The 26,587-nt window shown below is 53.5% G+C and carries 30 protein-coding genes, 4 tRNA genes and 1 rRNA gene; all 35 read right to left on the reverse strand.

The window, feature by feature from the left end:
- Nucleotides 1-212: 212 nt before the first annotated feature.
- Nucleotides 213-518: a 30S ribosomal protein S14 gene (rpsN, locus tag TU84_RS24535; protein WP_048373839.1), complete on the reverse strand. Its 306-nt coding sequence runs from the start codon at nucleotides 516-518 to the stop codon at nucleotides 213-215.
- A 13-nt stretch (nucleotides 519-531) separates the two neighbouring features.
- The gene (gene rplE, locus TU84_RS24540; protein ID WP_003186044.1) at nucleotides 532-1,071 is read right to left on the reverse strand and encodes a 50S ribosomal protein L5; all 540 of its coding nucleotides are present in this window, start codon (nucleotides 1,069-1,071) and stop codon (nucleotides 532-534) included.
- A gap of 22 nt (nucleotides 1,072-1,093) precedes the next feature.
- Nucleotides 1,094-1,408: a 50S ribosomal protein L24 gene (gene rplX, locus TU84_RS24545; protein WP_048373841.1), complete on the reverse strand. Its 315-nt coding sequence runs from the start codon at nucleotides 1,406-1,408 to the stop codon at nucleotides 1,094-1,096.
- Nucleotides 1,409-1,419: 11 nt separating this feature from the next.
- Nucleotides 1,420-1,788 carry a 50S ribosomal protein L14 gene (rplN, locus tag TU84_RS24550; protein ID WP_011063774.1) on the reverse strand — a complete coding sequence of 123 codons (369 nt, stop codon included), beginning with the start codon at nucleotides 1,786-1,788 and terminating at the stop codon, nucleotides 1,420-1,422.
- 23 nt (nucleotides 1,789-1,811) lie between these two features.
- On the reverse strand, nucleotides 1,812-2,078 hold the full coding sequence (gene rpsQ, locus TU84_RS24555; protein WP_003176419.1) for a 30S ribosomal protein S17: 267 nt from the start codon (nucleotides 2,076-2,078) through the stop codon (nucleotides 1,812-1,814).
- A 2-nt stretch (nucleotides 2,079-2,080) separates the two neighbouring features.
- A complete protein-coding gene (rpmC, locus tag TU84_RS24560) occupies nucleotides 2,081-2,272 on the reverse strand; it encodes a 50S ribosomal protein L29 (RefSeq protein WP_003444371.1) in 192 nt (63 codons plus the stop codon).
- A complete protein-coding gene (gene rplP / locus TU84_RS24565) occupies nucleotides 2,272-2,685 on the reverse strand; it encodes a 50S ribosomal protein L16 (RefSeq protein ID WP_019409905.1) in 414 nt (137 codons plus the stop codon). Before rplP ends, rpmC begins: the two co-directional genes overlap by 1 nt.
- Before the next feature lie 12 nt (nucleotides 2,686-2,697).
- On the reverse strand, nucleotides 2,698-3,384 hold the full coding sequence (gene rpsC, locus TU84_RS24570; protein WP_003176422.1) for a 30S ribosomal protein S3: 687 nt from the start codon (nucleotides 3,382-3,384) through the stop codon (nucleotides 2,698-2,700).
- A 13-nt stretch (nucleotides 3,385-3,397) separates the two neighbouring features.
- On the reverse strand, nucleotides 3,398-3,730 hold the full coding sequence (gene rplV, locus TU84_RS24575) for a 50S ribosomal protein L22 (RefSeq protein WP_003444373.1): 333 nt from the start codon (nucleotides 3,728-3,730) through the stop codon (nucleotides 3,398-3,400).
- A gap of 13 nt (nucleotides 3,731-3,743) precedes the next feature.
- Entirely contained in the window at nucleotides 3,744-4,019 is a 276-nt protein-coding gene (gene rpsS / locus TU84_RS24580) for a 30S ribosomal protein S19 (RefSeq protein WP_003232420.1), read from the reverse strand.
- Between the two features lie 16 nt (nucleotides 4,020-4,035).
- Nucleotides 4,036-4,860, reverse strand: coding sequence for a 50S ribosomal protein L2 (gene rplB, locus TU84_RS24585; protein WP_048373844.1), 825 nt, complete (start codon nucleotides 4,858-4,860; stop codon nucleotides 4,036-4,038).
- A gap of 14 nt (nucleotides 4,861-4,874) precedes the next feature.
- Nucleotides 4,875-5,174, reverse strand: coding sequence for a 50S ribosomal protein L23 (gene rplW, locus TU84_RS24590; RefSeq protein ID WP_003444375.1), 300 nt, complete (start codon nucleotides 5,172-5,174; stop codon nucleotides 4,875-4,877).
- Nucleotides 5,171-5,773, reverse strand: a complete 603-nt coding sequence (rplD, locus tag TU84_RS24595) for a 50S ribosomal protein L4 (protein ID WP_048373846.1) — start codon at nucleotides 5,771-5,773, stop codon at nucleotides 5,171-5,173. Before rplD ends, rplW begins: the two co-directional genes overlap by 4 nt.
- Nucleotides 5,774-5,785: 12 nt before the next feature.
- On the reverse strand, nucleotides 5,786-6,421 hold the full coding sequence (gene rplC, locus TU84_RS24600; protein WP_019409902.1) for a 50S ribosomal protein L3: 636 nt from the start codon (nucleotides 6,419-6,421) through the stop codon (nucleotides 5,786-5,788).
- Between the two features lie 81 nt (nucleotides 6,422-6,502).
- On the reverse strand, nucleotides 6,503-6,814 hold the full coding sequence (gene rpsJ, locus TU84_RS24605) for a 30S ribosomal protein S10 (RefSeq protein WP_003186070.1): 312 nt from the start codon (nucleotides 6,812-6,814) through the stop codon (nucleotides 6,503-6,505).
- Between the two features lie 143 nt (nucleotides 6,815-6,957).
- Nucleotides 6,958-8,151: an elongation factor Tu gene (tuf, locus tag TU84_RS24610; protein ID WP_048373848.1), complete on the reverse strand. Its 1,194-nt coding sequence runs from the start codon at nucleotides 8,149-8,151 to the stop codon at nucleotides 6,958-6,960.
- Nucleotides 8,152-8,186: 35 nt separating this feature from the next.
- Nucleotides 8,187-10,289, reverse strand: coding sequence for an elongation factor G (gene fusA, locus TU84_RS24615; RefSeq protein WP_048373849.1), 2,103 nt, complete (start codon nucleotides 10,287-10,289; stop codon nucleotides 8,187-8,189).
- 30 nt (nucleotides 10,290-10,319) lie between these two features.
- Nucleotides 10,320-10,790 carry a 30S ribosomal protein S7 gene (gene rpsG / locus TU84_RS24620; protein ID WP_019409900.1) on the reverse strand — a complete coding sequence of 157 codons (471 nt, stop codon included), beginning with the start codon at nucleotides 10,788-10,790 and terminating at the stop codon, nucleotides 10,320-10,322.
- A gap of 124 nt (nucleotides 10,791-10,914) precedes the next feature.
- Nucleotides 10,915-11,286, reverse strand: coding sequence for a 30S ribosomal protein S12 (gene rpsL, locus TU84_RS24625; protein WP_002555494.1), 372 nt, complete (start codon nucleotides 11,284-11,286; stop codon nucleotides 10,915-10,917).
- Nucleotides 11,287-11,500: 214 nt separating this feature from the next.
- On the reverse strand, nucleotides 11,501-15,700 hold the full coding sequence (rpoC, locus tag TU84_RS24630) for a DNA-directed RNA polymerase subunit beta' (RefSeq protein WP_048373851.1): 4,200 nt from the start codon (nucleotides 15,698-15,700) through the stop codon (nucleotides 11,501-11,503).
- A gap of 64 nt (nucleotides 15,701-15,764) precedes the next feature.
- A complete protein-coding gene (gene rpoB, locus TU84_RS24635; RefSeq protein ID WP_048373853.1) occupies nucleotides 15,765-19,838 on the reverse strand; it encodes a DNA-directed RNA polymerase subunit beta in 4,074 nt (1,357 codons plus the stop codon).
- 219 nt (nucleotides 19,839-20,057) lie between these two features.
- Nucleotides 20,058-20,423: a 50S ribosomal protein L7/L12 gene (gene rplL / locus TU84_RS24640; protein WP_048373854.1), complete on the reverse strand. Its 366-nt coding sequence runs from the start codon at nucleotides 20,421-20,423 to the stop codon at nucleotides 20,058-20,060.
- Nucleotides 20,424-20,503: 80 nt separating this feature from the next.
- A complete protein-coding gene (gene rplJ / locus TU84_RS24645; RefSeq protein WP_048373856.1) occupies nucleotides 20,504-21,004 on the reverse strand; it encodes a 50S ribosomal protein L10 in 501 nt (166 codons plus the stop codon).
- 195 nt (nucleotides 21,005-21,199) lie between these two features.
- Nucleotides 21,200-21,895, reverse strand: a complete 696-nt coding sequence (rplA, locus tag TU84_RS24650) for a 50S ribosomal protein L1 (RefSeq protein WP_048373858.1) — start codon at nucleotides 21,893-21,895, stop codon at nucleotides 21,200-21,202.
- The gene (rplK, locus tag TU84_RS24655; RefSeq protein WP_048362305.1) at nucleotides 21,895-22,326 is read right to left on the reverse strand and encodes a 50S ribosomal protein L11; all 432 of its coding nucleotides are present in this window, start codon (nucleotides 22,324-22,326) and stop codon (nucleotides 21,895-21,897) included. The genes rplA and rplK overlap by 1 nt, the downstream gene beginning before the upstream one ends.
- 120 nt (nucleotides 22,327-22,446) lie before the next feature.
- Complete coding sequence (nusG, locus tag TU84_RS24660) at nucleotides 22,447-22,980, reverse strand: transcription termination/antitermination protein NusG (protein ID WP_026014126.1); 534 nt, start codon at nucleotides 22,978-22,980, stop codon at nucleotides 22,447-22,449.
- A 9-nt stretch (nucleotides 22,981-22,989) separates the two neighbouring features.
- Nucleotides 22,990-23,358, reverse strand: coding sequence for a preprotein translocase subunit SecE (gene secE / locus TU84_RS24665; protein WP_016779165.1), 369 nt, complete (start codon nucleotides 23,356-23,358; stop codon nucleotides 22,990-22,992).
- 45 nt (nucleotides 23,359-23,403) lie between these two features.
- Nucleotides 23,404-23,479, reverse strand: a tRNA-Trp gene (locus TU84_RS24670).
- Nucleotides 23,480-23,720: 241 nt separating this feature from the next.
- Nucleotides 23,721-23,796: transfer RNA gene (locus TU84_RS24675), tRNA-Thr, on the reverse strand.
- 25 nt (nucleotides 23,797-23,821) lie between these two features.
- A tRNA-Gly gene (locus TU84_RS24680) sits at nucleotides 23,822-23,895 on the reverse strand.
- A gap of 24 nt (nucleotides 23,896-23,919) precedes the next feature.
- Nucleotides 23,920-24,004: transfer RNA gene (locus TU84_RS24685), tRNA-Tyr, on the reverse strand.
- A gap of 110 nt (nucleotides 24,005-24,114) precedes the next feature.
- Nucleotides 24,115-24,594, reverse strand: a complete 480-nt coding sequence (locus tag TU84_RS24690; RefSeq protein WP_048373861.1) for a hypothetical protein — start codon at nucleotides 24,592-24,594, stop codon at nucleotides 24,115-24,117.
- Nucleotides 24,595-24,601: 7 nt separating this feature from the next.
- A complete protein-coding gene (locus TU84_RS24695; protein ID WP_048373867.1) occupies nucleotides 24,602-25,345 on the reverse strand; it encodes a pantothenate kinase in 744 nt (247 codons plus the stop codon).
- Nucleotides 25,335-26,282 (reverse strand): bifunctional biotin--[acetyl-CoA-carboxylase] ligase/biotin operon repressor BirA, encoded by a 948-nt coding sequence (gene birA, locus TU84_RS25860; RefSeq protein WP_082148813.1) that lies wholly within the window; start codon nucleotides 26,280-26,282, stop codon nucleotides 25,335-25,337. The genes TU84_RS24695 and birA overlap by 11 nt, the downstream gene beginning before the upstream one ends.
- Nucleotides 26,283-26,485: 203 nt before the next feature.
- Nucleotides 26,486-26,587: ribosomal RNA gene (gene rrf, locus TU84_RS24710) — 5S ribosomal RNA — on the reverse strand; the annotation flags it as partial.

Here is a 26,587-nt window from a genome sequence, read left to right on the forward strand (position 1 = left end):
GGGCTAGACGCTCCTGATACAAAAAGAATTAGCCTTGCGGCTACAACTGTCACCGAGTGACTCCGTGCTCAAAAAGCACAGGCTCTGGCGAGCCGGTCATTCTAGACACACGCCAGAAATGAATCAAGCCCCAATAGGGGCTTGATTCAAGTACAAGGTCACCGGCTGTCAGGATCTTGCGACCCCGACAGCGATAACTTTGTCGGTACGCCTTACCAGCTAGCTTTAACCAGACCTGGTACGTCACCGCGCATTGCTGCTTCACGCAATTTGTTACGGCCCAGGCCGAACTTGCGGTAAACACCGTGCGGACGACCAGTCAGGCGGCAGCGGTTACGCATGCGCGAAGCGCTTGCGTCACGTGGCTGCTTCTGCAGAGCGATTTGAGCTTCCCAACGTGCTTCTGGACTTGCGTTCAGATCAACGATGATAGCTTTCAGCTCAGCACGCTTCTTGGCGAACTTGGCAACCGTGAGCTGACGTTTCAGCTCGCGGTTTTTCATGCTCATCTTGGCCATGGTCCTACTCCAATCAGTTGCGGAACGGGAATTTGAAAGCACGCAGCAATGCGCGACCTTCGTCATCCGTCCGAGCAGTGGTGGTCAGGGTGATGTCCAGACCGCGAAGAGCATCGATTTTGTCGTAGTCAATTTCCGGGAAAATGATCTGCTCTTTAACGCCCATGCTGTAGTTGCCACGACCATCGAAGGACTTGGCATTCAGGCCGCGGAAGTCGCGAACCCGAGGCAGGGAGATCGACAGCAGACGATCCAGGAATTCGTACATACGCTCACGGCGCAGAGTTACTTTGACGCCGATCGGCCAACCTTCACGGACTTTAAAGCCAGCGATGGATTTGCGAGCGTAGGTCACAACAACTTTTTGACCGGTGATTTTTTCCAAATCAGCTACTGCGTGCTCGATGACTTTTTTGTCGCCGATCGCTTCGCCCAAGCCCATGTTCAGGGTGATTTTGGTAACGCGCGGAACTTCCATCACGTTCGAAAGCTTAAGTTCTTCCTTAAGTTTCGGAGCGATTTCCTTCCGGTAAATCTCTTTTAGTCGTGCCATGGTCTCATCTACCTAGCAGTGTTCAAGCATCAACCGCTTTTTGGGTCGACTTGAAGACACGAATTTTTTTGCCTTCTTCTACTTTGAAACCAACGCGGTCAGCCTTGTTGGTTTCGCCGTTGAAAATGGCCACGTTAGAAGCGTCCAGTGGAGCTTCTTTCTCGACGATACCGCCTTGCACGCCCGACATCGGGTTAGGCTTGGTATGACGCTTAACCAGGTTCAGACCACCAACAACCAGACGGTTGTTAGCGAGAACCTTAAGCACCTTACCGCGCTTACCTTTGTCTTTGCCGGCGATCACGATGATCTCGTCGTCACGACGAATCTTTTGCATGTCGGATCTCCTTACAGCACTTCTGGGGCGAGCGAGACGATCTTCATGAACTTCTCGTTGCGAAGTTCACGGGTCACTGGCCCAAAGATACGGGTGCCGATCGGCTCTTGCTTGTTGTTCAGAAGAACAGCAGCGTTGCCATCAAAGCGGATAATGGAGCCATCAGCACGACGTACGCCGTGACGAGTGCGGACTACTACAGCAGTCATCACTTGGCCTTTTTTCACTTTACCGCGAGGAATTGCTTCCTTGACGGTAACTTTGATGATGTCACCGATACCAGCGTAACGACGATGGGAGCCACCCAGCACCTTGATGCACATAACACGGCGTGCGCCGCTGTTATCGGCCACATCGAGCATGGATTGAGTCTGAATCATATAATTTCTCCGACCCCTAGTCCTTAGACTTCCACAGCGCGTTCGAGAACATCAACCAGAGCCCAAGACTTAGTCTTGGCCAGCGGACGAGTTTCACGAATAGTGACTTTGTCGCCGATGTGGCACTGATTGGTTTCGTCGTGCGCGTGCAGCTTAGTCGAACGCTTAACGTATTTACCGTAGATCGGGTGCTTAACGCGACGTTCGATCAGAACGGTGATGGTCTTGTCCATCTTGTCGCTGACAACACGGCCAGTCAGCGTACGGACAGTTTTTTCGGCTTCAGCCATGATTACTTACCTGCCTGCTGTTTGAGCACAGTCTTCACGCGAGCGATGTCACGCTTAACTTGCGAGAGCAGATGCGACTGCCCCAACTGGCCAGTTGCTTTCTGCATGCGCAGATTGAACTGGTCGCGCAGCAAGCCGAGCAGTTGCTCGTTCAGCTGCTGTGCGGATTTTTCACGAAGTTCATTCGCTTTCATCACATCACCGTCCGTTTAACAAAGGAGGTGGCGAGCGGCAGCTTTGCAGCAGCCAGGGCGAAAGCCTCACGCGCCAGCTCTTCAGAAACACCCTCGATTTCATACAGGACTTTGCCTGGCTGAATCTGGGCAACCCAGTATTCCACGTTACCCTTACCTTTACCCATCCGAACTTCGAGAGGCTTTTTGGAAATAGGCTTGTCCGGGAATACACGGATCCAGATCTTGCCGCCACGCTTAACGTGACGGGTCAGTGCACGACGCGCTGATTCGATCTGACGAGCGGTGAGACGACCACGAGCAACAGACTTCAGCGCATACTCGCCGAAGCTGACTTTGCTACCGCGCAGTGCCAAGCCACGGTTGTGGCCAGTCATTTGCTTGCGGAACTTCGTACGCTTAGGTTGTAACATTTTGCGTACCCCTTACTTAGCAGCTTTTTTACGAGGCGCTGGTGCTTGTGGCTTCAGCTCTTCTTGGCGACCACCGATTACTTCGCCTTTGAAGATCCAAACCTTTACACCGATCACACCGTAAGTGGTGTGAGCTTCGTAGTTGGCATAGTCGATGTCGGCACGCAGGGTGTGCAATGGCACACGACCTTCGCGATACCATTCAGTACGTGCGATTTCAGCACCGCCGAGACGACCGCTCACTTGGATTTTGATGCCTTTGGCACCAATGCGCATAGCGTTCTGTACAGCGCGTTTCATCGCGCGACGGAACATTACACGACGCTCCAGCTGCTGAGCTACGCTCTGCGCAACCAGCATACCGTCGAGTTCCGGCTTGCGGATCTCTTCGATATTGATGTGCACAGGCACACCCATTTGCTTGGTCAGGTCCTGACGCAGCTTCTCAACATCTTCACCTTTCTTCCCGATAACGATACCTGGACGAGCGGTGTGGATGGTGATGCGTGCAGTTTGGGCCGGACGATGGATATCGATACGGCTTACGGACGCGCTTTTTAGTTTGTCTTGGAGGTATTCACGCACCTTCAGATCAGCGAACAAGTAGTCCGCATAAGTCCGGCCGTCTGCGTACCAGACGGAGGTGTGCTCCTTGACGATTCCCAGGCGAATGCCAATGGGATGTACTTTCTGACCCATCTCTTCGACTCCGTTACTTGTCAGCAACCTTGACAGTGATATGGCAAGACCGCTTGACGATGCGATCAGCGCGGCCTTTGGCACGCGGCATGATGCGCTTCAGCGAACGCCCTTCGTTGACGAAAACGGTGGCGACTTTCAGGTCGTCAACGTCAGCGCCTTCGTTATGCTCGGCGTTGGCTACGGCCGACTCCAGCACTTTTTTGATGATCTCGGCGGCTTTCTTGTTGCTGAAAGCCAACAGGTTGAGCGCTTCGCCCACCTTCTTCCCGCGGATCTGGTCGGCGACCAAGCGGGCTTTCTGGGCGGAGATTCGAGCGCCCGACAACTTAGCGGCTACTTCCATCGTTCCTTACCCCTTAACGCTTGGCTTTCTTGTCAGCCACGTGCCCACGATAAGTGCGGGTACCGGCAAACTCGCCTAGTTTATGGCCAACCATGTCTTCGTTCACAAGAACTGGAACATGCAGACGACCGTTATGCACAGCGATGGTCAGACCGACCATTTGTGGCAGGATCATCGAACGACGCGACCAGGTTTTCACCGGTTTGCGATCGTTCTTTTCCGCCGCCACTTCGATCTTCTTCAGTAGGTGAAGATCAATAAAAGGACCTTTTTTCAGAGAACGTGGCACTGTCGTATCCCTCTATTTACTTGCGACGACGGACGATCATTTTGTCGGTACGCTTATTACCACGAGTCTTCGCGCCCTTAGTCGGGAAGCCCCATGGCGATACCGGATGACGACCACCAGAGGTACGACCTTCACCACCACCATGTGGGTGGTCAACCGGGTTCATGGCAACACCACGAACGGTTGGGCGAACGCCACGCCAGCGTTTGGCACCAGCTTTACCCAGCGAACGCAGGCTGTGCTCGGAGTTCGAGACTTCGCCCAGCGTTGCACGGCATTCAGCCAATACTTTACGCATTTCACCAGAACGCAGACGCAGGGTCACGTAGACACCTTCGCGAGCTACCAGCTGAGCCGAAGCACCAGCGGAACGAGCGATTTGCGCGCCTTTACCTGGCTTCAATTCGATGCCGTGTACGGTGCTACCTACTGGAATGCTGCGCAGTTGCAGCGAGTTACCTGGCTTGATCGGGGCCAAAGCACCCGAGATCAGCTGGTCACCAGCGCTCACGCCTTTAGGGGCGATGATGTAACGGCGTTCGCCGTCTGCGTACAGCATAAGAGCAATGTGAGCAGTACGGTTTGGATCGTATTCGATACGCTCAACAGTGGCTGGAATGCCATCTTTGTCGTTGCGACGGAAGTCGACCATACGGTAATGCTGCTTATGACCACCACCGATGTGACGCGTGGTAATGCGGCCATTGTTGTTACGACCACCAGACTTCGATTTTTTCTCGAGCAGCGGTGCGTGAGGAGCGCCTTTGTGCAGCTCCTTGTTGACCACCTTGACCACATGACGGCGGCCAGGGGAAGTCGGTTTGCATTTAACGATTGCCATGATGCACCCCTTCCTTACTCAGCACTGCTGCTGAAATCGAGATCTTGGCCTGGCTGAAGGGAGATTACTGCCTTCTTCCAGTCATTACGCTTGCCCACGCCGCGAGCGGTGCGCTTGCTCTTACCCAGAACGTTCAGGGTAGTAACACGCTCAACTTTCACGCTGAACAGGCTTTCGACGGCCTTCTTGATTTCCAGCTTGGTTGCGTCTGTAGCAACCTTGAAAACGAACTGGCCTTTCTTGTCTGCCAGAACCGTAGCCTTCTCGGAAACGTGCGGGCCAAGCAGAACTTTAAATACGCGTTCCTGGTTCATCCCAGCAGCTCCTCGAATTTCTTCACGGCCGACACGGTGATCAACACCTTGTCGTATGCGATCAGACTAACTGGATCGGAACCTTGCACGTCACGTACATCAACGTGTGGCAGGTTGCGAGCAGCCAGGTACAGGTTCTGATCAACAACTTCGGACACGATCAGGACGTCAGTCAGACCCATGCCATTCAGTTTGTTCAGCAGATCTTTGGTTTTTGGCGCTTCAACAGCGAAGTCCTGAACCACGACCAGACGATCAGTACGCACGAGTTCAGCAAGGATGGAGCGCAGTGCTGCGCGGTACATCTTCTTGTTGAGCTTCTGAGAGTGATCCTGTGGACGAGCTGCGAAAGTGGTACCGCCGCCACGCCAGATTGGGCTACGGATAGTACCAGCACGAGCACGGCCAGTACCTTTCTGACGCCAAGGGCGCTTACCGCCACCACGAACATCAGAACGGGTCTTTTGCTGCTTGCTACCTTGACGGCCGCCGGCCATGTAGGCCACGACTGCTTGGTGAACCAGCGTCTCGTTGAATTCGCCGCCGAAAGTCAGTTCGGAAACTTCGATCGCCTGAGCGTCATTTACGTTTAATTGCATGTCAGCTTCCCCTTAACCGCGAGCCTTGGCCGCTGGACGTACAACCAGGTTGCCGCCAGTAGCGCCAGGAACAGCACCCTTGACCAACAACAGATTGCGTTCAGCGTCGACGCGCACTACTTCGAGGGACTGCACGGTCACGCGCTCAGCGCCCATATGACCGGACATTTTTTTGCCCTTGAATACACGACCAGGAGTCTGGCACTGGCCAATAGAGCCCGGGACGCGGTGGGAAACGGAGTTACCGTGAGTGTTATCTTGGCCACGGAAATTCCAACGCTTGATCGTACCCTGGAAGCCTTTACCTTTGGACTGACCGGTTACATCAACCAGTTGACCAGCAGCGAAGATTTCAGCGTTGATCAGATCGCCAGCTTGGTACTCGCCTTCTTCAAGACGGAATTCCAGCACGGTACGACCAGCAGCAACGTTTGCCTTGGCGAAGTGACCCGCCTGAGCAGCGGTTACACGCGAAGCGCGACGCTCGCCGACAGTGACTTGCACTGCACGATAGCCATCGGTTTCTTCAGTTTTGAACTGGGTGACGCGATTCGGCTCGATCTCAATGACCGTGACCGGAATGGAGACACCTTCTTCGGTGAAAATACGGGTCATACCGCATTTACGACCGACTACACCAATAGTCATGTTGTAAACCTCATGAGTGTACGGGGCTTTCACCCGCTATGGCCGCCCATTTCAGAGCGTTACACGACTAAGACCCAAGTCTTAGCCGAGGCTGATCTGCACTTCCACACCGGCCGCAAGATCAAGCTTCATAAGTGCATCAACGGTTTTATCCGTTGGCTGAACGATGTCCAGAACGCGCTTATGAGTACGGATCTCGTACTGGTCACGCGCGTCTTTGTTGACGTGCGGGGAGACCAGAACGGTGAACCGCTCTTTACGGGTAGGCAGTGGAATTGGACCACGCACTTGAGCACCAGTACGTTTCGCGGTTTCCACGATTTCCTGGGTTGATTGGTCGATCAGGCGATGGTCAAAAGCCTTCAACCTGATACGGATTTGCTGATTTTGCATTGGATTTCAGACTCCAGATTGCTGTTCCCACCGAGCGCAATACGCCCGTTTAAAGGAGGCGCAATTCTATAGACGACCCCACTAGGTGTCAACTCAATAAAAAAAGCCCCCGCTGAGCGGGGGCTTTTTCATGCAATCATCGATTACTCGATGATTTTGGCTACGACGCCAGCGCCGACGGTACGACCGCCTTCACGGATAGCGAAACGCAGACCATCTTCCATTGCGATGGTTTTGATCAGGGTAACAGTCATTTGAATGTTGTCACCTGGCATTACCATTTCAACGCCTTCTGGCAGTTCGCAGTTACCAGTCACGTCAGTAGTACGGAAGTAGAACTGTGGACGGTAGCCTTTGAAGAACGGAGTATGACGGCCGCCTTCTTCTTTGCTCAGAACGTATACTTCTGCGGTGAACTTGGTGTGAGGCTTAACAGTGCCTGGCTTAACCAGAACCTGACCACGCTCAACGTCGTCACGCTTGGTACCACGCAGCAGAACGCCGCAGTTCTCGCCAGCACGACCTTCGTCGAGCAGTTTGCGGAACATTTCAACGCCGGTGCAAGTGGTAACAGTTGTGTCACGCAGACCAACGATTTCCAGTGGATCTTGAACGCGAACGATACCGCGCTCGATACGACCAGTTACAACAGTACCGCGACCAGAGATCGAGAATACGTCTTCGATTGGCATCAGGAACGGCTTGTCGGTCAGACGAACTGGTTCTGGGATGTAGGTATCCAGAGTTTCAACCAGTTTACGAACGGCAGTGGTGCCCATTTCGTTTTCGTCGTTACCTTCCAGAGCCATACGAGCAGAACCGATGATGATCGGAGTGTCGTCGCCTGGGAAGTCGTAAGTGCTCAGCAGATCGCGCACTTCCATCTCAACCAGTTCCAGCAGCTCAGCGTCGTCTACCAGGTCAGCCTTGTTCAGGAAAACCACGATGTACGGAACGCCTACCTGACGGGACAGCAGGATGTGCTCACGAGTTTGTGGCATCGGACCATCAGCGGCCGAACAAACCAGGATCGCGCCGTCCATTTGGGCAGCACCAGTGATCATGTTCTTCACGTAGTCAGCGTGACCTGGGCAGTCAACGTGAGCGTAGTGACGAATAGTCGAGTTGTACTCAACGTGAGCAGTGTTGATGGTGATACCACGAGCTTTTTCTTCTGGCGCGCTGTCGATCTTGTCGAAGTCAACACGAGCAGAACCGAAAACTTCGGAGCAAACACGAGTCAGAGCTGCGGTCAGCGTGGTTTTACCATGGTCAACGTGACCGATAGTGCCAACGTTGACGTGCGGTAGGGAACGATCAAATTTTTCTTTAGCCACGACAATTAACTCCTTGCCTAAAGGACTGAACTAAATCAGCCTTGTTTTTTAGTAACAGCATCGACGATGTGCGACGGCGCTGTATCGTATTTTTTGAATTCCATAGAGTAGCTTGCGCGACCCTGAGACATGGAACGAACGTCGGTCGCATAACCGAACATCTCGCCCAACGGAACTTCAGCACGAATAACTTTGCCGGAGACCGTATCTTCCATACCCTGGATCATGCCGCGACGACGGTTCAAGTCGCCCATCACGTCACCCATATAGTCTTCAGGTGTAACAACCTCTACCGCCATGATCGGCTCAAGCAACTCACCACCGCCCTTCTGGGCCAGTTGCTTGGTAGCCATGGAAGCAGCCACCTTAAACGCCATCTCGTTGGAGTCGACGTCGTGGTAAGAACCATCAAACACGGTAGCCTTCAGGCCGATCAGCGGATAGCCGGCAACAACACCGTTCTTCATCTGCTCTTCGATACCCTTCTGGATAGCCGGGATGTATTCCTTAGGAACCACACCACCTACCACTTCGTTCACGAACTGCAGACCTTCCTGACCTTCGTCAGCAGGTGCAAAACGGATCCAGCAGTGACCAAACTGACCACGACCGCCGGACTGACGAACGAACTTGCCTTCGATTTCACAGTTCTTCGTGATGCGCTCACGATAAGAAACCTGAGGCTTACCGATGTTGGCTTCAACGTTGAACTCACGCTTCATCCGGTCAACCAGGATGTCGAGGTGCAATTCGCCCATGCCGGAGATGATCGTCTGACCAGTCTCTTCATCAGTTTTAACGCGGAAAGACGGGTCTTCCTGAGCAAGTTTGCCCAGTGCGATACCCATTTTTTCCTGGTCATCCTTGGTTTTTGGCTCAACGGCAACCGAAATAACCGGCTCCGGGAAGTCCATGCGAACCAGGATGATTGGCTTGTCAGCGTTGCACAAGGTTTCACCAGTGGTGACGTCCTTCATGCCGATCAAGGCCGCGATGTCACCAGCGCGTACTTCCTTGATCTCTTCGCGGGCGTTAGCGTGCATCTGCACCATACGACCCACGCGCTCTTTCTTGCCTTTAACCGAGTTGATTACGCCGTCACCGGAGTTCAACACGCCCGAGTAAACACGGACGAAGGTCAAAGTACCCACGAATGGGTCAGTCGCGATCTTGAACGCCAGAGCCGAGAACGGTTCTGCGTCATCTGCATGACGCTCCAGCTCGATAGTCTCGTCATCCGGGTCAGTACCCTTGATGGCAGGAATATCTACCGGGGCCGGCAGGTAGTCGATCACGGCGTCGAGAACCAGGGGAACGCCCTTGTTCTTGAAGGAAGAACCGCAAACAGCCAAAACGATTTCGCCGGCGATAGTACGCTGACGCAGAGCCGCTTTGATTTCCGGGATGGTGAGTTCTTCACCTTCCAGGTACTTGTTCATCAGCTCTTCGCTGGCTTCGGCCGCAGCCTCGACCATGTTGCTGCGCCACTCTTCAGCCAACTCTTGCAGTTCTGCAGGAATAGCTTCACGACGAGCAGTCATACCCTTGTCAGCATCGCTCCAGTAAACCGCTTCCATGGTCATCAGATCGATCTGACCCTGGAAGTTGTCTTCGGAACCGATAGCCAACTGGATAGGCACCGGAGTGTGACCCAGACGAGTTTTGATCTGACCGATCACGCGCAGGAAGTTCGCACCAGCACGGTCCATCTTGTTTACGTAAACAAGACGCGGAACGCCGTACTTGTTGGCCTGACGCCATACGGTTTCGGACTGAGGCTCAACACCCGAGGTGCCGCAGAACACAACAACCGCGCCATCGAGTACACGCAGGGAACGCTCAACTTCAATAGTGAAGTCTACGTGGCCCGGGGTATCGATTACGTTGAAGCGGTAGTTATCGTACTGCTTGTTAGAACCCTGCCAAAAGGTAGTGATCGCAGCAGAAGTAATGGTAATACCACGCTCCTGCTCCTGCACCATCCAGTCTGTGGTCGCGGCGCCATCATGCACCTCGCCCATCTTGTGACTTTTGCCAGTGTAAAAAAGTACCCGCTCAGTAGTCGTGGTTTTACCCGCGTCCACGTGTGCACAGATACCAATGTTACGGTAGCGGTTAATCGGTGTAGTACGAGCCATAAAGCCCTCGCAAAGTGAATAGCGCTGAAATTAGAAGCGGTAGTGCGAGAAAGCTTTGTTAGCTTCAGCCATACGGTGCACGTCTTCACGCTTCTTAACTGCTGCGCCCTTGCCTTCAGCAGCGTCCAGCAGTTCGCCAGCCAAGCGCAAAGCCATAGACTTTTCGCCACGCTTACGTGCGAAGTCTACCAACCAGCGCATTGCCAAAGCGTTACGACGGGAAGGACGAACTTCGACCGGAACCTGGTAAGTAGCACCGCCTACACGGCGCGACTTCACTTCGACCAGCGGAGCGATGGCGTCGAGTGCTTTCTCGAAGAGTTCCAGGGGATCGCCGTTCTTACGTTCTTTAACCTTTTCCAGCGCGCCATAAACGATACGCTCGGCAACGGCTTTTTTACCGCTTTCCATCACGTGGTTCATGAACTTGGCCAGGATTTGGCTTCCGTATTTTGGATCGTCAAGCACTTCGCGCTTGGCTGCTACGCGTCTTCTTGGCATGGATAAGCCCTCAAACGGTCTTCAGGTTAGCTCGGGACCATTACACCCTGCGGATGCACGCCCGACCTTACTCTTATCGACTCAGAAAAAAAGAAATCTGCATTTATTTACCAGCGACCGAAGACTACTTCGGCTTCTTGGTACCGTACTTCGAACGACCTTGGTTACGACCTTTAACGCCGGAAGTATCCAAAGAGCCGCGAACGGTGTGATAACGAACACCTGGCAAGTCTTTTACACGACCGCCACGGATCAGTACCACGCTGTGTTCTTGCAGGTTGTGACCTTCACCACCGATGTACGAGGAAACCTCGAAACCGTTGGTCAGGCGCACACGGCATACTTTACGCAGTGCCGAGTTAGGTTTTTTCGGCGTAGTTGTATACACACGGGTGCATACGCCACGACGTTGCGGGCAGTTTTGCAGCGCAGGTACGTCGGATTTCTCGACGATACGCTTACGCGGCTGACGTACCAGCTGGTTGATAGTTGCCATCTACTAGCTCCACTGTTGTCTTGCGACGCTATTGTCTTGCAAGAAAAGCAAAATGGCAGGAACGAATCCCCGCCAAATTTAGGGGTACAAGAGTCTAAAGAGGATCCTGCCCCCAGTCAAGGCAAAGCCCCGACCCCTCCCCCATCAAAGCTCGACTAATTGTCTTGATTCGATGAACGGAAAGACCGGGGCCTACCCTTATTTATCGCAGAACTCAGTTACCGCTAGAGTTCAGCGCTTCGGTCAGTGCAGCTTCCACTTCACTGGCGCTTACGCGCAATGGCTTGTCTGCATCACGGCGACGCTTACGCTCGCTGTGGTAGGCCAAACCAGTACCTGCCGGGATCAAACGACCCACGACAACGTTTTCTTTCAGGCCGCGCAGGTAGTCGCGCTTGCCAGTTACCGCTGCTTCGGTCAGTACGCGGGTTGTCTCTTGGAAAGAGGCCGCGGAGATGAACGATTCAGTCGACAACGACGCTTTGGTGATACCCAACAGAACGCGAGTGAACTTGGAGACAAATTTGTCTTCGTTACCCAGGCGCTCGTTTTCGACCAGTACCTGCGTGAGCTCCATCTGGTCGCCCTTGATGAAGGAGGAATCGCCAGACTCGGAAATTTCAACTTTACGCAACATCTGACGCAGGATGGTCTCGATGTGCTTGTCGTTGATCTTCACGCCTTGCAGACGGTAAACGTCTTGAATCTCGTTAACGATGTACTTGGCCAGCGCACTCACACCCAGCAAACGCAGGATGTCGTGTGGATCGCTTGGACCGTCGGAGATAACTTCGCCGCGGTTCACTTGCTCGCCTTCGAAGACGTTCAGGTGACGCCACTTTGGAATCAGCTCTTCGTACGGATCGGTACCGTCGTTCGGGGTAATAACCAGACGGCGCTTGCCTTTGGTTTCTTTACCGAACGCGATGGTGCCGCTGACTTCAGCCAAAATAGAGGCTTCTTTCGGACGACGCGCTTCGAACAAGTCAGCAACGCGTGGCAGACCACCGGTGATGTCTCGAGTTTTCGAAGTTTCTTGCGGAATACGAGCGATAACGTCACCGATCGCGATTTCCGCACCATCCGCTACACCAACCAATGCGTTGGCTGGCAGGAAGTACTGGGCCGGTACGTCTGTACCTGGCAACAGCAGATCCTTACCATCAACACCTACCATCTTAACGGCCGGGCGAATTTCTTTGCCGGCAGCTGGACGGTCTTTGGCGTCAAGCACTTCAATGTTGGTCATACCGGTCAATTCGTCAGTCTGACGCTTGATCGTGATGCCTTCTTCCATGCCCACGTAGGTCACGGTACCTTTCATTTCGGTAACGATTGGGTGAGTGTGCGGATCCCACTTGGCTACGATCGAGCCAGCGTCAACCTTGTCACCTTCTTTAACCGAAATTACGGCACCATACGGCAGTTTGTAACGCTCACGCTCACGACCGAAGTCATCAGCGATTGCCAGCTCACCCGAACGCGATACTGCTACCAGGCAACCATCTACACGCTCAACGTGCTTCAGGTTGTGAAGACGGACAGTACCGCCATTCTTCACCTGAACGCTGTCAGCAGCAGAGGTCCGGCTTGCCGCACCACCGATGTGGAACGTACGCATTGTCAGCTGTGTACCTGGCTCACCGATCGACTGAGCAGCGATTACGCCGACAGCTTCACCGATGTTCACCTGGTGACCACGAGCCAGATCGCGACCGTAGCACTTGGCGCAGATACCGAAACGGGTTTCGCAGCTGATTGGCGAACGAACGATCACTTCGTCGATGCTGTTCAGCTCGATGAACTCAACCCACTTCTCGTCAACCAGGGTGCCAGCAGGAACGATAACTTCATCAGTACCTGGCTTGAATACGTCACGGGCGATTACTCGACCCAGTACGCGCTCACCCAACGGCTCTACAACGTCGCCGCCTTCAATGTGCGGAGTCATCAGCAGACCGTGTTCGGTACCGCAGTCGACTTCAGTTACTACCAGATCCTGCGCTACGTCTACCAGACGACGCGTCAAGTAACCGGAGTTAGCCGTTTTCAAGGCGGTATCCGCAAGACCCTTACGAGCACCGTGAGTGGAGATGAAGTACTGAAGTACGCTCAAACCTTCACGGAAGTTCGCAGTAATCGGCGTTTCGATGATGGAACCGTCCGGCTTGGCCATCAGACCACGCATACCGGCCAGCTGACGGATCTGCGCAGCAGAACCCCGTGCGCCGGAGTCGGCCATCATGTACATGGAGTTGAACGACTCTTGCTCAACTTCATCACCGTGACGGTCGATAACCTTCTCTTTCGAGAGGTTCGACATCATCGCCTTGGAAACTTCATCGTTAGCTTTCGACCAAAGGTCGATTACTTTGTTGTACTTCTCGCCCTGTGTAACCAGGCCCGAGGCGTACTGGCTTTCGATTTCTTTCACTTCGTCGGTAGCAGCACCGATGATGCGCGCTTTTTCATCCGGGATAACGAAGTCGTTAACACCGATCGAAACGCCGGAAATAGTCGAGTAAGCGAAACCGGTGTACATCAACTGGTCAGCGAAGATCACAGTCTCTTTCAAACCAACCACGCGGTAGCACTGGTTGATCAGCTTGGAGATTGCCTTTTTCTTCATTGGCAAGTTGACGACGTCGTACGACAGGCCTTTTGGAACAACCTGGAACAACAGCGCACGGCCGACAGTGGTGTCGACGATACGGGTGTTGGTCACGCTGCCGCCATCACGGTCGTTAACGGTTTCGGTGATCCGTACTTTAACCTTGGCGTGCAGTGCGGCTTCGCCGGCACGGAACACACGGTCAACTTCTTGCAGATCCGCGAATACACGACCCTCGCCTTTGGCGTTGATCGCTTCACGGGTCATGTAGTACAGACCCAATACAACGTCCTGCGAAGGAACGATGATTGGCTCACCGTTCGCTGGCGACAGAATGTTGTTGGTCGACATCATCAACGCACGGGCTTCCAACTGGGCTTCCAGTGTCAGCGGTACGTGTACAGCCATCTGGTCGCCGTCGAAGTCGGCGTTGTACGCAGCACAGACCAGAGGGTGCAGCTGGATAGCCTTACCTTCGATCAGTACCGGTTCAAATGCCTGAATACCCAGACGGTGAAGCGTTGGCGCACGGTTGAGGAGCACCGGGTGTTCGCGAATTACTTCAGCGAGAACGTCCCAAACTTCTGGCAGCTCGCGCTCAACCATTTTCTTGGCGGCTTTAATGGTGGTAGCAAGACCACGCATTTCCAGCTTGCCGAAGATGAACGGCTTGAACAGTTCGAGTGCCATTTTTTTAGGCAGACCGCACTGGTGCAGACGCAGGGTCGGACCTACGGTAATTACCGAACGACCCGAGTAGTCAACACGCTTACCGAGCAAGTTCTGACGGAAACGACCTTGCTTACCCTTGATCATGTCAGCCAAGGATTTCAGAGGACGCTTGTTCGAACCCGTGATGGCGCGGCCACGACGACCGTTGTCCAGCAAGGCGTCGACAGCTTCTTGCAACATACGCTTTTCGTTACGCACGATGATGTCCGGAGCGGACAGATCAAGCAGGCGCTTCAAGCGGTTGTTACGGTTGATCACTCGACGATACAGATCGTTGAGGTCGGAAGTCGCGAAACGACCACCGTCCAACGGAACCAACGGACGCAGATCTGGCGGCAGAACCGGCAGAACGGTCAGCACCATCCACTCAGGAAGGTTGCCGGAGCCCAGGAAGGCTTCCATCAACTTCAAGCGCTTGGACAGCTTCTTGATTTTGGTTTCGGAGTTGGTTTGCGGAATTTCTTCACGCAGACGGCCAATCTCGTGTTCCAGATCGATAGCGTGCAGCAGCTCACGCACAGCCTCGGCACCCATACGGGCATCGAAGTCGTCGCCGAACTCTTCCAGCGCTTCGAAATACTGCTCGTCGTTCAGCAGCTGACCTTTTTCAAGGGTGGTCATGCCTGGATCGATAACAACATAGCTCTCGAAGTAGAGAACGCGTTCGATATCACGCAGGGTCATGTCCATCAGCAAGCCGATACGGGACGGCAGCGATTTCAGGAACCAGATATGGGCAACTGGCGAAGCCAGTTCAATGTGAGCCATGCGCTCACGGCGGACCTTGGCCAGTGCAACTTCAACGCCGCACTTCTCACAGATCACACCGCGGTGCTTCAAGCGCTTGTACTTACCGCACAGGCACTCGTAATCCTTTACCGGGCCAAAGATTTTGGCGCAGAACAGGCCGTCACGCTCAGGCTTGAACGTACGGTAGTTGATGGTTTCCGGCTTTTTAACTTCACCGAACGACCACGAGCGGATCATCTCAGGCGATGCCAATCCAATACGGATGGCGTCGAACTCTTCGACTTGACCCTGGTTTTTCAGCAAATTCAGTAGGTCTTTCAAGGCCTTTCCTCCTGGCGGAGCAGAGAGCGGGCAGTGCAGCCCCGCTCTCGATTCGCGTCACGTGTTATTCGGTTTCCAGATCGATATCGATGCCGAGGGAACGAATTTCTTTGATCAACACGTTGAAGGACTCGGGCATGCCCGGCTCCATACGGTGATCGCCGTCCACGATGTTTTTGTACATCTTGGTACGACCGTTCACATCGTCCGACTTCACTGTGAGCATTTCTTGCAGAGTGTATGCCGCGCCGTAAGCTTCCAGCGCCCAGACCTCCATCTCCCCGAAACGCTGACCACCGAACTGCGCCTTACCACCCAACGGCTGTTGGGTAACCAGGCTGTAAGAACCAGTAGAACGAGCGTGCATCTTGTCGTCTACCAAGTGGTTCAGCTTCAGCATGTACATGTAGCCAACGGTAACCGGACGCTCGAACTTGTTGCCGGTACGACCATCAGTCAGCACCATCTGGCCGCTGTCTGGCAGGTCTGCCAAACGAAGCATTGCCTTGATTTCGCTTTCTTTGGCACCGTCGAACACCGGGGTAGCCATCGGTACACCGCCGCGAAGGTTCTTCGCCAGATCAAGGATTTCTTGATCAGAGAAGTCATCCAGGCTTTCTTGACGACCGCCAATTTCGTTGTAGATCTCATGCAGGAACTTACGCAGGTCAGCAACCTTGCGCTGTTCTTCAATCATGAGGTTGATCTTCTCGCCCAAACCTTTGGCTGCAAGGCCCAAGTGGGTCTCGAGAATCTGACCAACGTTCATACGCGAAGGTACGCCCAACGGGTTGAGGACAACATCAACCGGGGTGCCATTGGCATCGTACGGCATGTCTTCAACCGGCATGATCACGGAGACCACACCTTTGTTACCGTGACGACCGGCCATCTTGTCACCCGGCTGGATGCGACGACGGATTGCCAGGTAAACCTTGACGATTTTCAGCACGCCTGGAGCCAGGTCATCGCCCTGCTGCAGTTTGCGCTTCTTGTCTTCGAACTTGTCGTCCAGCAGACGACGGCGATCGATGATGTAAGCCTGAGCTTTCTCAAGTTGCTCGTTCAGAGCATCTTCAGCCATGCGCAGCTTGAACCACTGACCGTGCTCAAGACCGTCCAGGACTTCATTGGTGATTTCCTGGCCTTTCTTCAGACCGGCACCACCTTCGGCAATTTGACCGACCAGGGCAGAGCGCAGACGTTCGAATGTAGCGCCTTCAACAATGCGGAACTCTTCGTTCAGATCCTTGCGGATTTCGTCCAGCTGAGTCTTCTCGATCGACAGGGCACGAGCATCGCGCTCTACGCCATCACGAGTGAAGACTTGTACGTCAATGACAGTACCTTTGGTACCGGTTGGTACGCGCAGGGAGGTGTCTTTAACGTCGCTGGCTTTTTCACCGAAGATTGCACGCAGCAGTTTTTCTTCCGGGGTCAGTTGGGTCTCGCCTTTCGGAGTGACCTTACCTACCAGGATGTCGCCCGGGCCAACTTCGGCGCCGACGTAAACGATACCGGCTTCGTCCAGCTTGTTCAGTGCAGCTTCACCCACGTTCGGGATGTCTGCAGTGATTTCTTCAGGGCCAAGCTTGGTGTCACGGGCCACACAGGTCAGTTCCTGAATGTGGATCGTGGTGAAACGGTCTTCTTGAACAACACGTTCCGACAGGCAGATGGAGTCTTCGAAGTTGAAGCCGTTCCATGCCATGAAGGCGATACGCATGTTCTGACCCAGAGCCAATTCACCCATATCGGTGGACGGACCATCGGCCATGATGTCGCTGCGCTGAACCCGATCACCTTTACGCACCAGCGGACGCTGGTTGATGCAGGTGTTCTGGTTGGAGCGGGTGTATTTGGTCAGGTTGTAGATATCAACACCAGCTTCGCCGGTCTCAACTTCATCATCAGCAACACGAACCACGATACGGCTTGCATCGACGGAATCAATAACGCCGCCACGACGAGCCACGACGCAAACGCCGGAGTCACGAGCTACGTTACGCTCCATGCCAGTACCTACCAGCGGCTTGTCAGCGCGCAGTGTTGGTACAGCTTGACGCTGCATGTTCGAACCCATCAACGCACGGTTGGCGTCGTCGTGCTCGAGGAACGGAATCAGCGACGCAGCAACCGAAACTACCTGTTTCGGCGAAACGTCCATCAAGGTGACGTCTTCCGGCGCCTTAACGGTGAATTCGTTCAAGTGACGAACAGCTACCAGTTCATCAACCAGGACTTTCTGATCGTTCATGGTGGCCGAAGCCTGAGCGATAACGTGATCCGCTTCTTCAATAGCAGAAAGGAACACGATCTCGTCGGTAACCAACGCGTCTTTCACTACACGGTACGGGCTCTCGAGGAAGCCGTACTGGTTGGTGCGCGCATAGGCAGCCAAGGAGTTGATCAGACCAATGTTCGGACCTTCTGGCGTTTCAATCGGGCATACACGACCGTAGTGAGTCGGGTGTACGTCACGAACTTCAAAGCCGGCACGCTCACGCGTCAGACCGCCCGGGCCCAGTGCAGAAACACGGCGCTTGTGGGTGATCTCGGACAGCGGGTTGTTCTGGTCCATGAACTGGGACAGCTGGCTGGAACCGAAGAACTCTTTCACTGCCGCAGCCACTGGCTTGGCGTTGATCAAGTCTTGCGGCATCAGGCCTTCGCTTTCAGCCATCGACAGACGCTCTTTGACCGCACGCTCAACACGTACCAGGCCAACGCGGAACTGGTTTTCAGCCATTTCGCCTACGCAGCGAACACGACGGTTACCCAGGTGGTCGATGTCATCGACGATGCCTTTGCCGTTACGGATGTCGACCAGAGTCTTCAGTACCGCGACGATGTCTTCTTTGCACAACACGCCCGAACCTTCGATTTCGGTACGACCGATACGACGGTTGAACTTCATCCGGCCGACCGCAGACAGGTCATAGCGCTCAGGGCTGAAGAACAGGTTGTTGAACAGAGTCTCGGCAGCATCCTTGGTTGGAGGCTCGCCAGGACGCATCATGCGATAGATCTCAACCAGCGCTTCCAGTTGGTTGCTGGTGGAGTCAATTTTCAGCGTGTCCGAAATGAACGGACCGCAGTCGATATCGTTGGTGTACAACGTTTCGATGCGTACGACTTGGCTCTTGGCAACTTTTGCCAGGATTTCAGTGGTCAGCTCGGTGTTGCACTCAGCAATGATTTCGCCGGTCGCCGGGTGCACGATAGCTTTGGCCGTTGTGCGACCCAGGACATAGTCCAGAGGCATAACGAGCTCTTTGATACCGGCTTTTTCCAGCTGGTTGATATGGCGAGCAGTGATACGACGGCCCTGCTCAACAATCACCTTGCCTTTGTCATCGGTAATGTCGATGGCCGCGATTTCACCGCGCAGGCGCTGAGGCACCAGTTCCAGGCTGATGCTTTCGCCTTGAACGTGGAAAACGTTAGTGGTGTAGAACGCTTCCAGTACTTGCTCAGTGCTATAGCCGAGCGCGCGCAGCAATACGGACGCAGGCAGCTTGCGACGACGGTCAATACGTACGAACACGCAGTCTTTAGGGTCGAACTCAAAGTCCAACCACGAACCACGGTAAGGAATGATACGCGCGGAATACAGCAGCTTACCGGAGCTGTGCGTCTTGCCGCGGTCGTGGTCAAAGAACACGCCCGGGGAACGGTGCAGCTGGGAAACAATTACACGCTCGGTACCGTTGATTACGAAGGTACCGTTTTCAGTCATCAGGGGGATTTCACCCATGTAGACTTCTTGCTCTTTGATGTCCTTGATCGCTTTATTCGACGATTCTTTGTCGAAAATGATCAAACGAACCTTCACCCGCAAAGGTACGGCGTAAGTCACACCGCGCAACACGCATTCTTTGACATCAAATGCCGGTTCGCCCAGGCGATAACCGACATACTCCAGCGCAGCATTGCCGGAGTAGCTGATGATCGGGAAAACGGATTTGAAGGCCGCATGCAGGCCCACGTCGCGGAACTGATCTTTAGTCGCTCCCGCCTGCAAGAATTCACGATACGAATCCAGCTGGATTGCCAAGAGATACGGCACATCCATGACGTCCGGCAACTTGCTAAAGTCCTTGCGGATACGTTTTTTCTCAGTATATGAGTAAGCCATCAGCGTTCCCCAGCTTGGTCACCTGCTTGTTTGGCCTCTCCCGACGGGAGCAGCCAGAAAATCGTGCAAACCCCTTGGTTTGCTCCACCGCACAGGGTGGTTACAGCTCGTTTATGGCGCCAACCCAGTCGGCTGCCAAGAACGGAAAAAGGCCGGTGGCATGAGCCACCAGCCATCAGCCTCAGCTTAACGCTTGGGCTGGAGACGCAAGGTCGATGCTTACTTCAGCTCGACTTTAGCGCCTGCTTCTTCCAGAGCAGCTTTGGCTTTGTCAGCTGCGTCTTTAGCAACAGCTTCCAGAACCATTGCTGGAGCGCCGTCAACTACTGCCTTGGCTTCTTTCAAGCCCAGACCAGTCAGTTCACGAACAGCCTTGATCACGTTTACTTTCTTCTCGCCAGCTTCCAGCAGCATGACGTTGAATTCAGTTTGCTCTTCAACGACAGCAGCAGCAACAGCAGGACCAGCAGAAGCAGCAGCAGCCGAAACGCCGAACTTCTCTTCCATTGCTTTGATCAGCTCAACGATTTCCAGAACGGATTTCTCGCCGATTGCTTCGATGATTTGCTCGTTAGTCAGAGACATGACTATAAATTCCTGTATTGGGGTGACAGCCTATGCGGCCATCGAAATAAACAATAAACGCTGAAAGGAGTTACTCAGCCTTAAGCTGCAGCTGCTTCTTTCTGGTCGCGAAGTGCCGCCAGAGTACGAGCCAATTTGCTGGTAGCGCCTTGAATCACGCTCATCAGCTGAGAAATTGCTTCGTCACGGGTCGGCAGGCTTGCCAGTACGTCGATCTGATTAGCTGCGAGGTACTTGCCCTCGAACGCAGCTGCCTTGATCTCGAACTTATCCTGACCTTTAGCGAACTCTTTGAACAAACGGGCAGCAGCGCCTGGGTGTTCGTTGGAGAATGCGATCAAGGTCGGGCCAGTGAACACGTCGTTGAGAACACTGTATTCAGTGTCAGCAACAGCGCGCTTGAGCAGGGTGTTACGTACAACACGTACGTATACGCCAGCTTCACGAGCCTCTTTACGGAGTCCGGTCATAGCGCCAACTGTCACGCCGCGGGCATCAGCCACAACAGCAGACAGGGCAACTTTGGCAGCCTCGTTGACTTCAGCGACGATGGCCTTCTTGTCTTCGAGTTTAATTGCCACGGGTTTAACTCCTGCTTGTTACCGTTTCATCTGACCTGAGTCGGATGTCGTTTTGGTGTCTGATTCGGTAAGGAACCGGGAGCACCATCTGCGTAGGCTTGAGGTTTAAGACTTGCGCCGCCTACGGTCTTGGATAGCCCCCGCCAGGCAGGGACCCCAATCTTTCATTGGCGCAGCATGCTGCGCCAATTTGTCTTACGCGTTCAACGAACCTTGGTCGATGACCAGGCCTGGGCCCATAGTGGTGCTCAGAGTAACGCGCTTAACATAAATACCTTTCGAGGAAGCTGGCTTGATACGCTTCAAATCAGCGATCAGGGCTTCAACGTTTTCCTTCAGTTGAACAGCGTCGAAACCGACCTTGCCAACGGAAGTGTGGATGATACCGTTTTTGTCGGTGCGATAACGAACCTGACCAGCTTTTGCGTTCTTAACCGCAGTTGCTACGTCTGGAGTTACAGTACCAACCTTAGGGTTAGGCATCAGACCACGTGGACCGAGGATCTGACCCAACTGACCTACAACACGCATTGCGTCCGGGGAAGCAATAACTACGTCGTAGTTCAGGTCGCCGCCTTTCATTTCGGCAGCCAGGTCGTCCATACCAACGCGATCAGCGCCAGCAGCCAAAGCAGCTTCAGCAGCTGGACCCTGGGTGAACACAGCTACACGTACAGTCTTGCCAGTGCCGTGTGGCAGCACAGTTGCGCTACGAACAACCTGGTCAGATTTACGTGGGTCTACGCCCAGGTTAACAGCGATGTCGAAAGACTCGCTGAACTTAACAGTCGACAGCTCAGCCAGCAGAGCAGCAGCGTCTACAAAGTTGTAAGACTTGCCAGCTTCAATTTTACCGGCGATTGCCTTTTGACGCTTAGTCAGCTTAGCCATTACACACCCTCCACGTTAAGGCCCATGCTACGAGCAGAACCGGCGATGGTACGCACGGCTGCATCCAAATCAGCTGCAGTCAGATCCGCGTTTTTGGTTTTCGCGATTTCTTCCAGCTGAGCACGGGTAACGGTGCCAACCTTAACGGTGTTAGGGCGAGCCGAACCGCTAGTCAGACCAGCAGCCTTCTTCAGCAGAACCGAAGCAGGGGTCGACTTGGTTTCGAATGTGAAGCTACGGTCGCTGTATACAGTGATGATCACTGGAGTCGGCAGGCCTGGCTCAATACCCTGAGTACGGGCGTTGAAAGCTTTGCAGAATTCCATGATGTTCACACCGTGCTGACCCAAAGCTGGACCAACAGGTGGGCTTGGGTTGGCCTGAGCGGCCTTCACTTGCAGCTTGATGTAAGCGGTAATCTTCTTGGCCATGAGGCACTCCAATTACGGGTTCAGACGCCTAACTTAAAAGGCTCCCCGGTTACTTGCGTGTTTATCCCAGTGACGACAAAACCCCACGACCGAAGCCGTGGGGTTGGGATGCGTGTTCAGCTAGACCTTTTCGACCTGGCTAAACTCTAGCTCCACCGGAGTGGAACGTCCGAAAATGAGCACAGCCACCTGGATGCGACTCTTTTCGTAGTTAACTTCTTCGACCGTGCCGTTAAAGTCGGCAAACGGACCGTCGGTGACGCGAACAACTTCACCCGGCTCGAACAGTGTCTTCGGCTTGGGCTTGTCGCTGCCATCAGCAACGCGACGCAGAATTGCTTCTGCCTCTTTGTCTGTAATCGGTGCAGGCTTATCAGCAGTGCCACCGATGAATCCCATAACACGAGGGGTATCCTTGACCAAGTGCCAAGTACCTTCGCTCATGTCCATCTGGACTAGCACATAACCAGGGAAGAACTTGCGCTCGCTTTTGCGTTTCTGGCCATTACGCATCTCAACCACTTCTTCAGTGGGAACCAGAATTTCGCCGAAGCCATCTTCCATGCCTGCCAGCTTAATACGCTCAATCAAAGAGCGCATAACATGCTTTTCGTAACCCGAATAAGCATGCACTACGTACCAACGCTTAGCCACGGGACACCCTTAGCCAACAATCAAGGAAACAAGCCAGCCGAGCAGGGAATCCAAACCCCACAACAGCAACGCCATAACAAGAACAACAGCCACTACGATCAACGTAGTCTGCGTAGTTTCTTGGCGAGTCGGCCATACGACTTTACGAATCTCAGTACGAGCTTCCTTTACCAAGACAGCAAACGACTTGCCTTTTGCGGTTTGCAAACCCACATAGGCAGCAACAGCAGCAATCACAAGAAGTGCAATGACGCGATACAGGATCGGCGAACCAGAATAATACTGATTCCCAACAACGCCAACTACCACAAGGGCAACCACTACTAGCCACTTGAGGAGATCGAAGCGAGAGCCTTGAACTTCAGCCTTGGGAGTCATCAAAGAGGATCCTGTGAAAAGAAAGCCAGACGCATTGAGCGAATCTGGCAGGTCAGGAGGGAATCGAACCCCCAACCTACGGTTTTGGAGACCGTCGCTCTGCCAATTGAGCTACTGACCTAAAACATTATCGAGCCGCCGATTATGCAGACCCGAGAGAGACTTTTCAACAACCTTTGCAATTACTTTATCGCCAAGCCCAAAACCTAACGACACGTCAGCAGCAGAATGCAGGCCACCAACGACAGCAATCGCCAACCAGAGCAGCAACACCTTACAACAGCGCCACCAGCAAACACTCCGGACAAGCTTTTCAGCCCGTTAAAACAAAGGCAGATATTTTCATATCTGCCTTGTTTATATGGAGCTCTTGAGCGGATTTGAACCGCTGACCTCACCCTTACCAAGGGTGTGCTCTACCAACTGAGCTACAAGAGCAAAACACCATTGAAACCAGCGCGAATGGAGCGGGTGGCGGGAATCGAACCCGCATCATCAGCTTGGAAGGCTGAGGTTCTACCACTAAACTACACCCGCAAATCATGCTGATTTGCGCAAATATGGTGGAGGGGGAAGGATTCGAACCTTCGAAGTCGTAGACGTCAGATTTACAGTCTGATCCCTTTGGCCGCTCGGGAACCCCTCCTGAGCTGAGCGGGATTCTACAGCATCCCAACCCTTTGTCAACCGCTTTTCTCAATTAAATCATTAAGTTAGCTTGATGACTCACTTCACATTTAAAACCGTTTCCGGTGTTCACTGTGGAGCGGGCGCCATTCTATGCAAACTATCGGACGCCTGCAACCCCTGGCACTGCTTTTTTTCGTATTTCAACTCATTGAATTCATTGAGAAGACTTTGTAGAACCTTTTCAACAGCCTGCACATTGTCCGATGGAGAAAGGACCAGGACAAAATCACCTGCGCCCGCACCTTCCAGGCTGTCCAAACCACTCTTTATTCCTGCATCTGACAAACTTTTTTTAATCTTGGCCTCAGCGTCAGAACGGATCAACCCGCTCAGGTAGAAGCAGACACCTTTATCACTGCTCGCGCTTTCTCCAGACTGTACAGGGACAAGCCCTGTTCGCGTTTCACTCAGCAGCTGTATTTCCTGCTTGCTTCCTTTGTACAACGATAGAGATACAACCTCCTTCGCTTTAAGAGGAGCCTCTTGCTGATGCCATACAAAGTAGAAAATATTCAATACAACAAGCAGCAGAAACAACCAGCGCATAGAAACCTCAATAAATAGGACAAGCTGCAGCCAAGCCTATGAACACAAGATCTTTCACCAAACGACCCTCAGGCACAGCGCAAGCCACGAGATCTGCATCACCGCCCGTGAGAAACACCTCGAAATCATCCCCCCAGTAATCACGTGCCAATTGCAACTGACTCAGGACAAACCCTCGCAACATCATTAGACAGCCACGCTCCACAGCTTCAACAGTCGTCCGCCCGGGACTATTTCGCAACAACGCCTGCTCAGCCGAAAGGTTGTCATATCTGATTCGCCGGGTATGCGTGCGCAACTCGTTACGCATTAACGGTAATCCAGGGCATATGAACCCACCCAAATGCTTACCGTCTTTAGCCACAAAATCGGCTGTTACGGCTGTACCCAGATCCAGGACAAGACAGGCGCGCCTGGAGAGCTCATAAGCGCCGATCAAGGCTAGCCAGCGGTCCAAGCCTAGACGCTCAAAGTCCTCATAGCCGTTCGTTACTCCCGCCATCACTCTTGCCGGGCTTGCACACACTACTTCTACCGAGAATGTGGACGACAAAAGAGCAGCCAGACTCGCAGTTTCACCGTCACTGCGCACACTCACCAAACGGCAGCGCGTGATGCGCAGCAACGGGCTAGCCAAGAGCGCGGCTATGAGACCAACATCGGAATCTACAACGCCACCATCGACCACAGTATTGCTATCAAGTACTCGCCACTTGATAAAACTGTTACCGCAATCCATTTCAAGAATCATGGCGCAACCTCAAGCTCAGCTCGCCACCACTAAAAACCTTCTCCTGACCCGCGACATTAAGACGCAACGCCCCCTGCTGATCCACACCAGCGACCACGCCATCAACAGTGTGTGTACCCGCAATCAACGTAACCTCACGCCCTTGCCACAAATGGTTGGACTCCCACTCTGCCTGAATAGCAGCAAATCCTTCAGCCTCGTGGCGAATCAGATAACCCTGCAAATTGCGACCCAAGGCAACAATCAGCTCATTCCGATTGATCGCCTGACCCGCCTCCAAGCGAACGGATGTCCAGGACTGATCGACATCACTGGCGACCATCATATTAACGTTGATGCCGATGCCTATAACGACATGACACACATCAGCTGGATCACCCACCAGCTCCAGCAGAATACCGGCGATTTTTTTATTGCCCACCAGTACATCGTTGGGCCACTTTAAACCCGCATCGCGACTACCAAATTCACGAAGCGAACTCAAAACCGCCAGACCGACAATTAAACTCAGTCCTTCAAGCTGACGCATGCCACCATCAATTCGAAGTACCAGGCTGTAATAAATATTTTCGGCAAACGGGCTGATCCACTTTCTCCCCCTGCGTCCTCGACCTGCGCTCTGCTGCTCGGCCAGAATTACAAAAGGCGCCTGAACTCCTCCCGAAATTTCGCGCAAAGCTTCTGCGTTCGTCGAATCGAGGGACTCATGTATGGAAACAGGATAAGGGCTATCAGCGAGCTGATCGCGCTCGAGAAGCTCAAGCGGCGCGGCCAATTGATAGCCACGACCACGAACTTTATGGATAGGCAGGTTCAGGTCAGCTTCCAAACGCTGCAACTGCTTCCAGACCGCACTACGGCTTATGCCGAGCGCAGCACCCAGCGCTTGCCCAGAATGAAAACGACCATCTTTAAGAAGCTTCAACAACGTCAGCATGCAAGTTACGCCTCACAATCAGGCACGCATAATAACGACGAGCCACGCTATTGCATAGAAACCCTGTAAGAGAAGGACTGTACAACACTGATAAGCAACGCAACGCTGTAACGCGCAGCGCGCCTTGTCCCGTCGACAATGTTTTTTCGAGCACAAAAACAAAATCCCTGTCTGCGTGAGCAGACAGGGATTTCGGAATTTAATCTTGACGATGACCTACTCTCACATGGGGAAACCCCACACTACCATCGGCGATGCATCGTTTCACTACTGAGTTCGGGATGGGATCAGGTGGTTCCAATGCT

Source organism: Pseudomonas helleri, assembly GCF_001043025.1.
GTDB lineage: Bacteria > Pseudomonadota > Gammaproteobacteria > Pseudomonadales > Pseudomonadaceae > Aquipseudomonas > Aquipseudomonas helleri.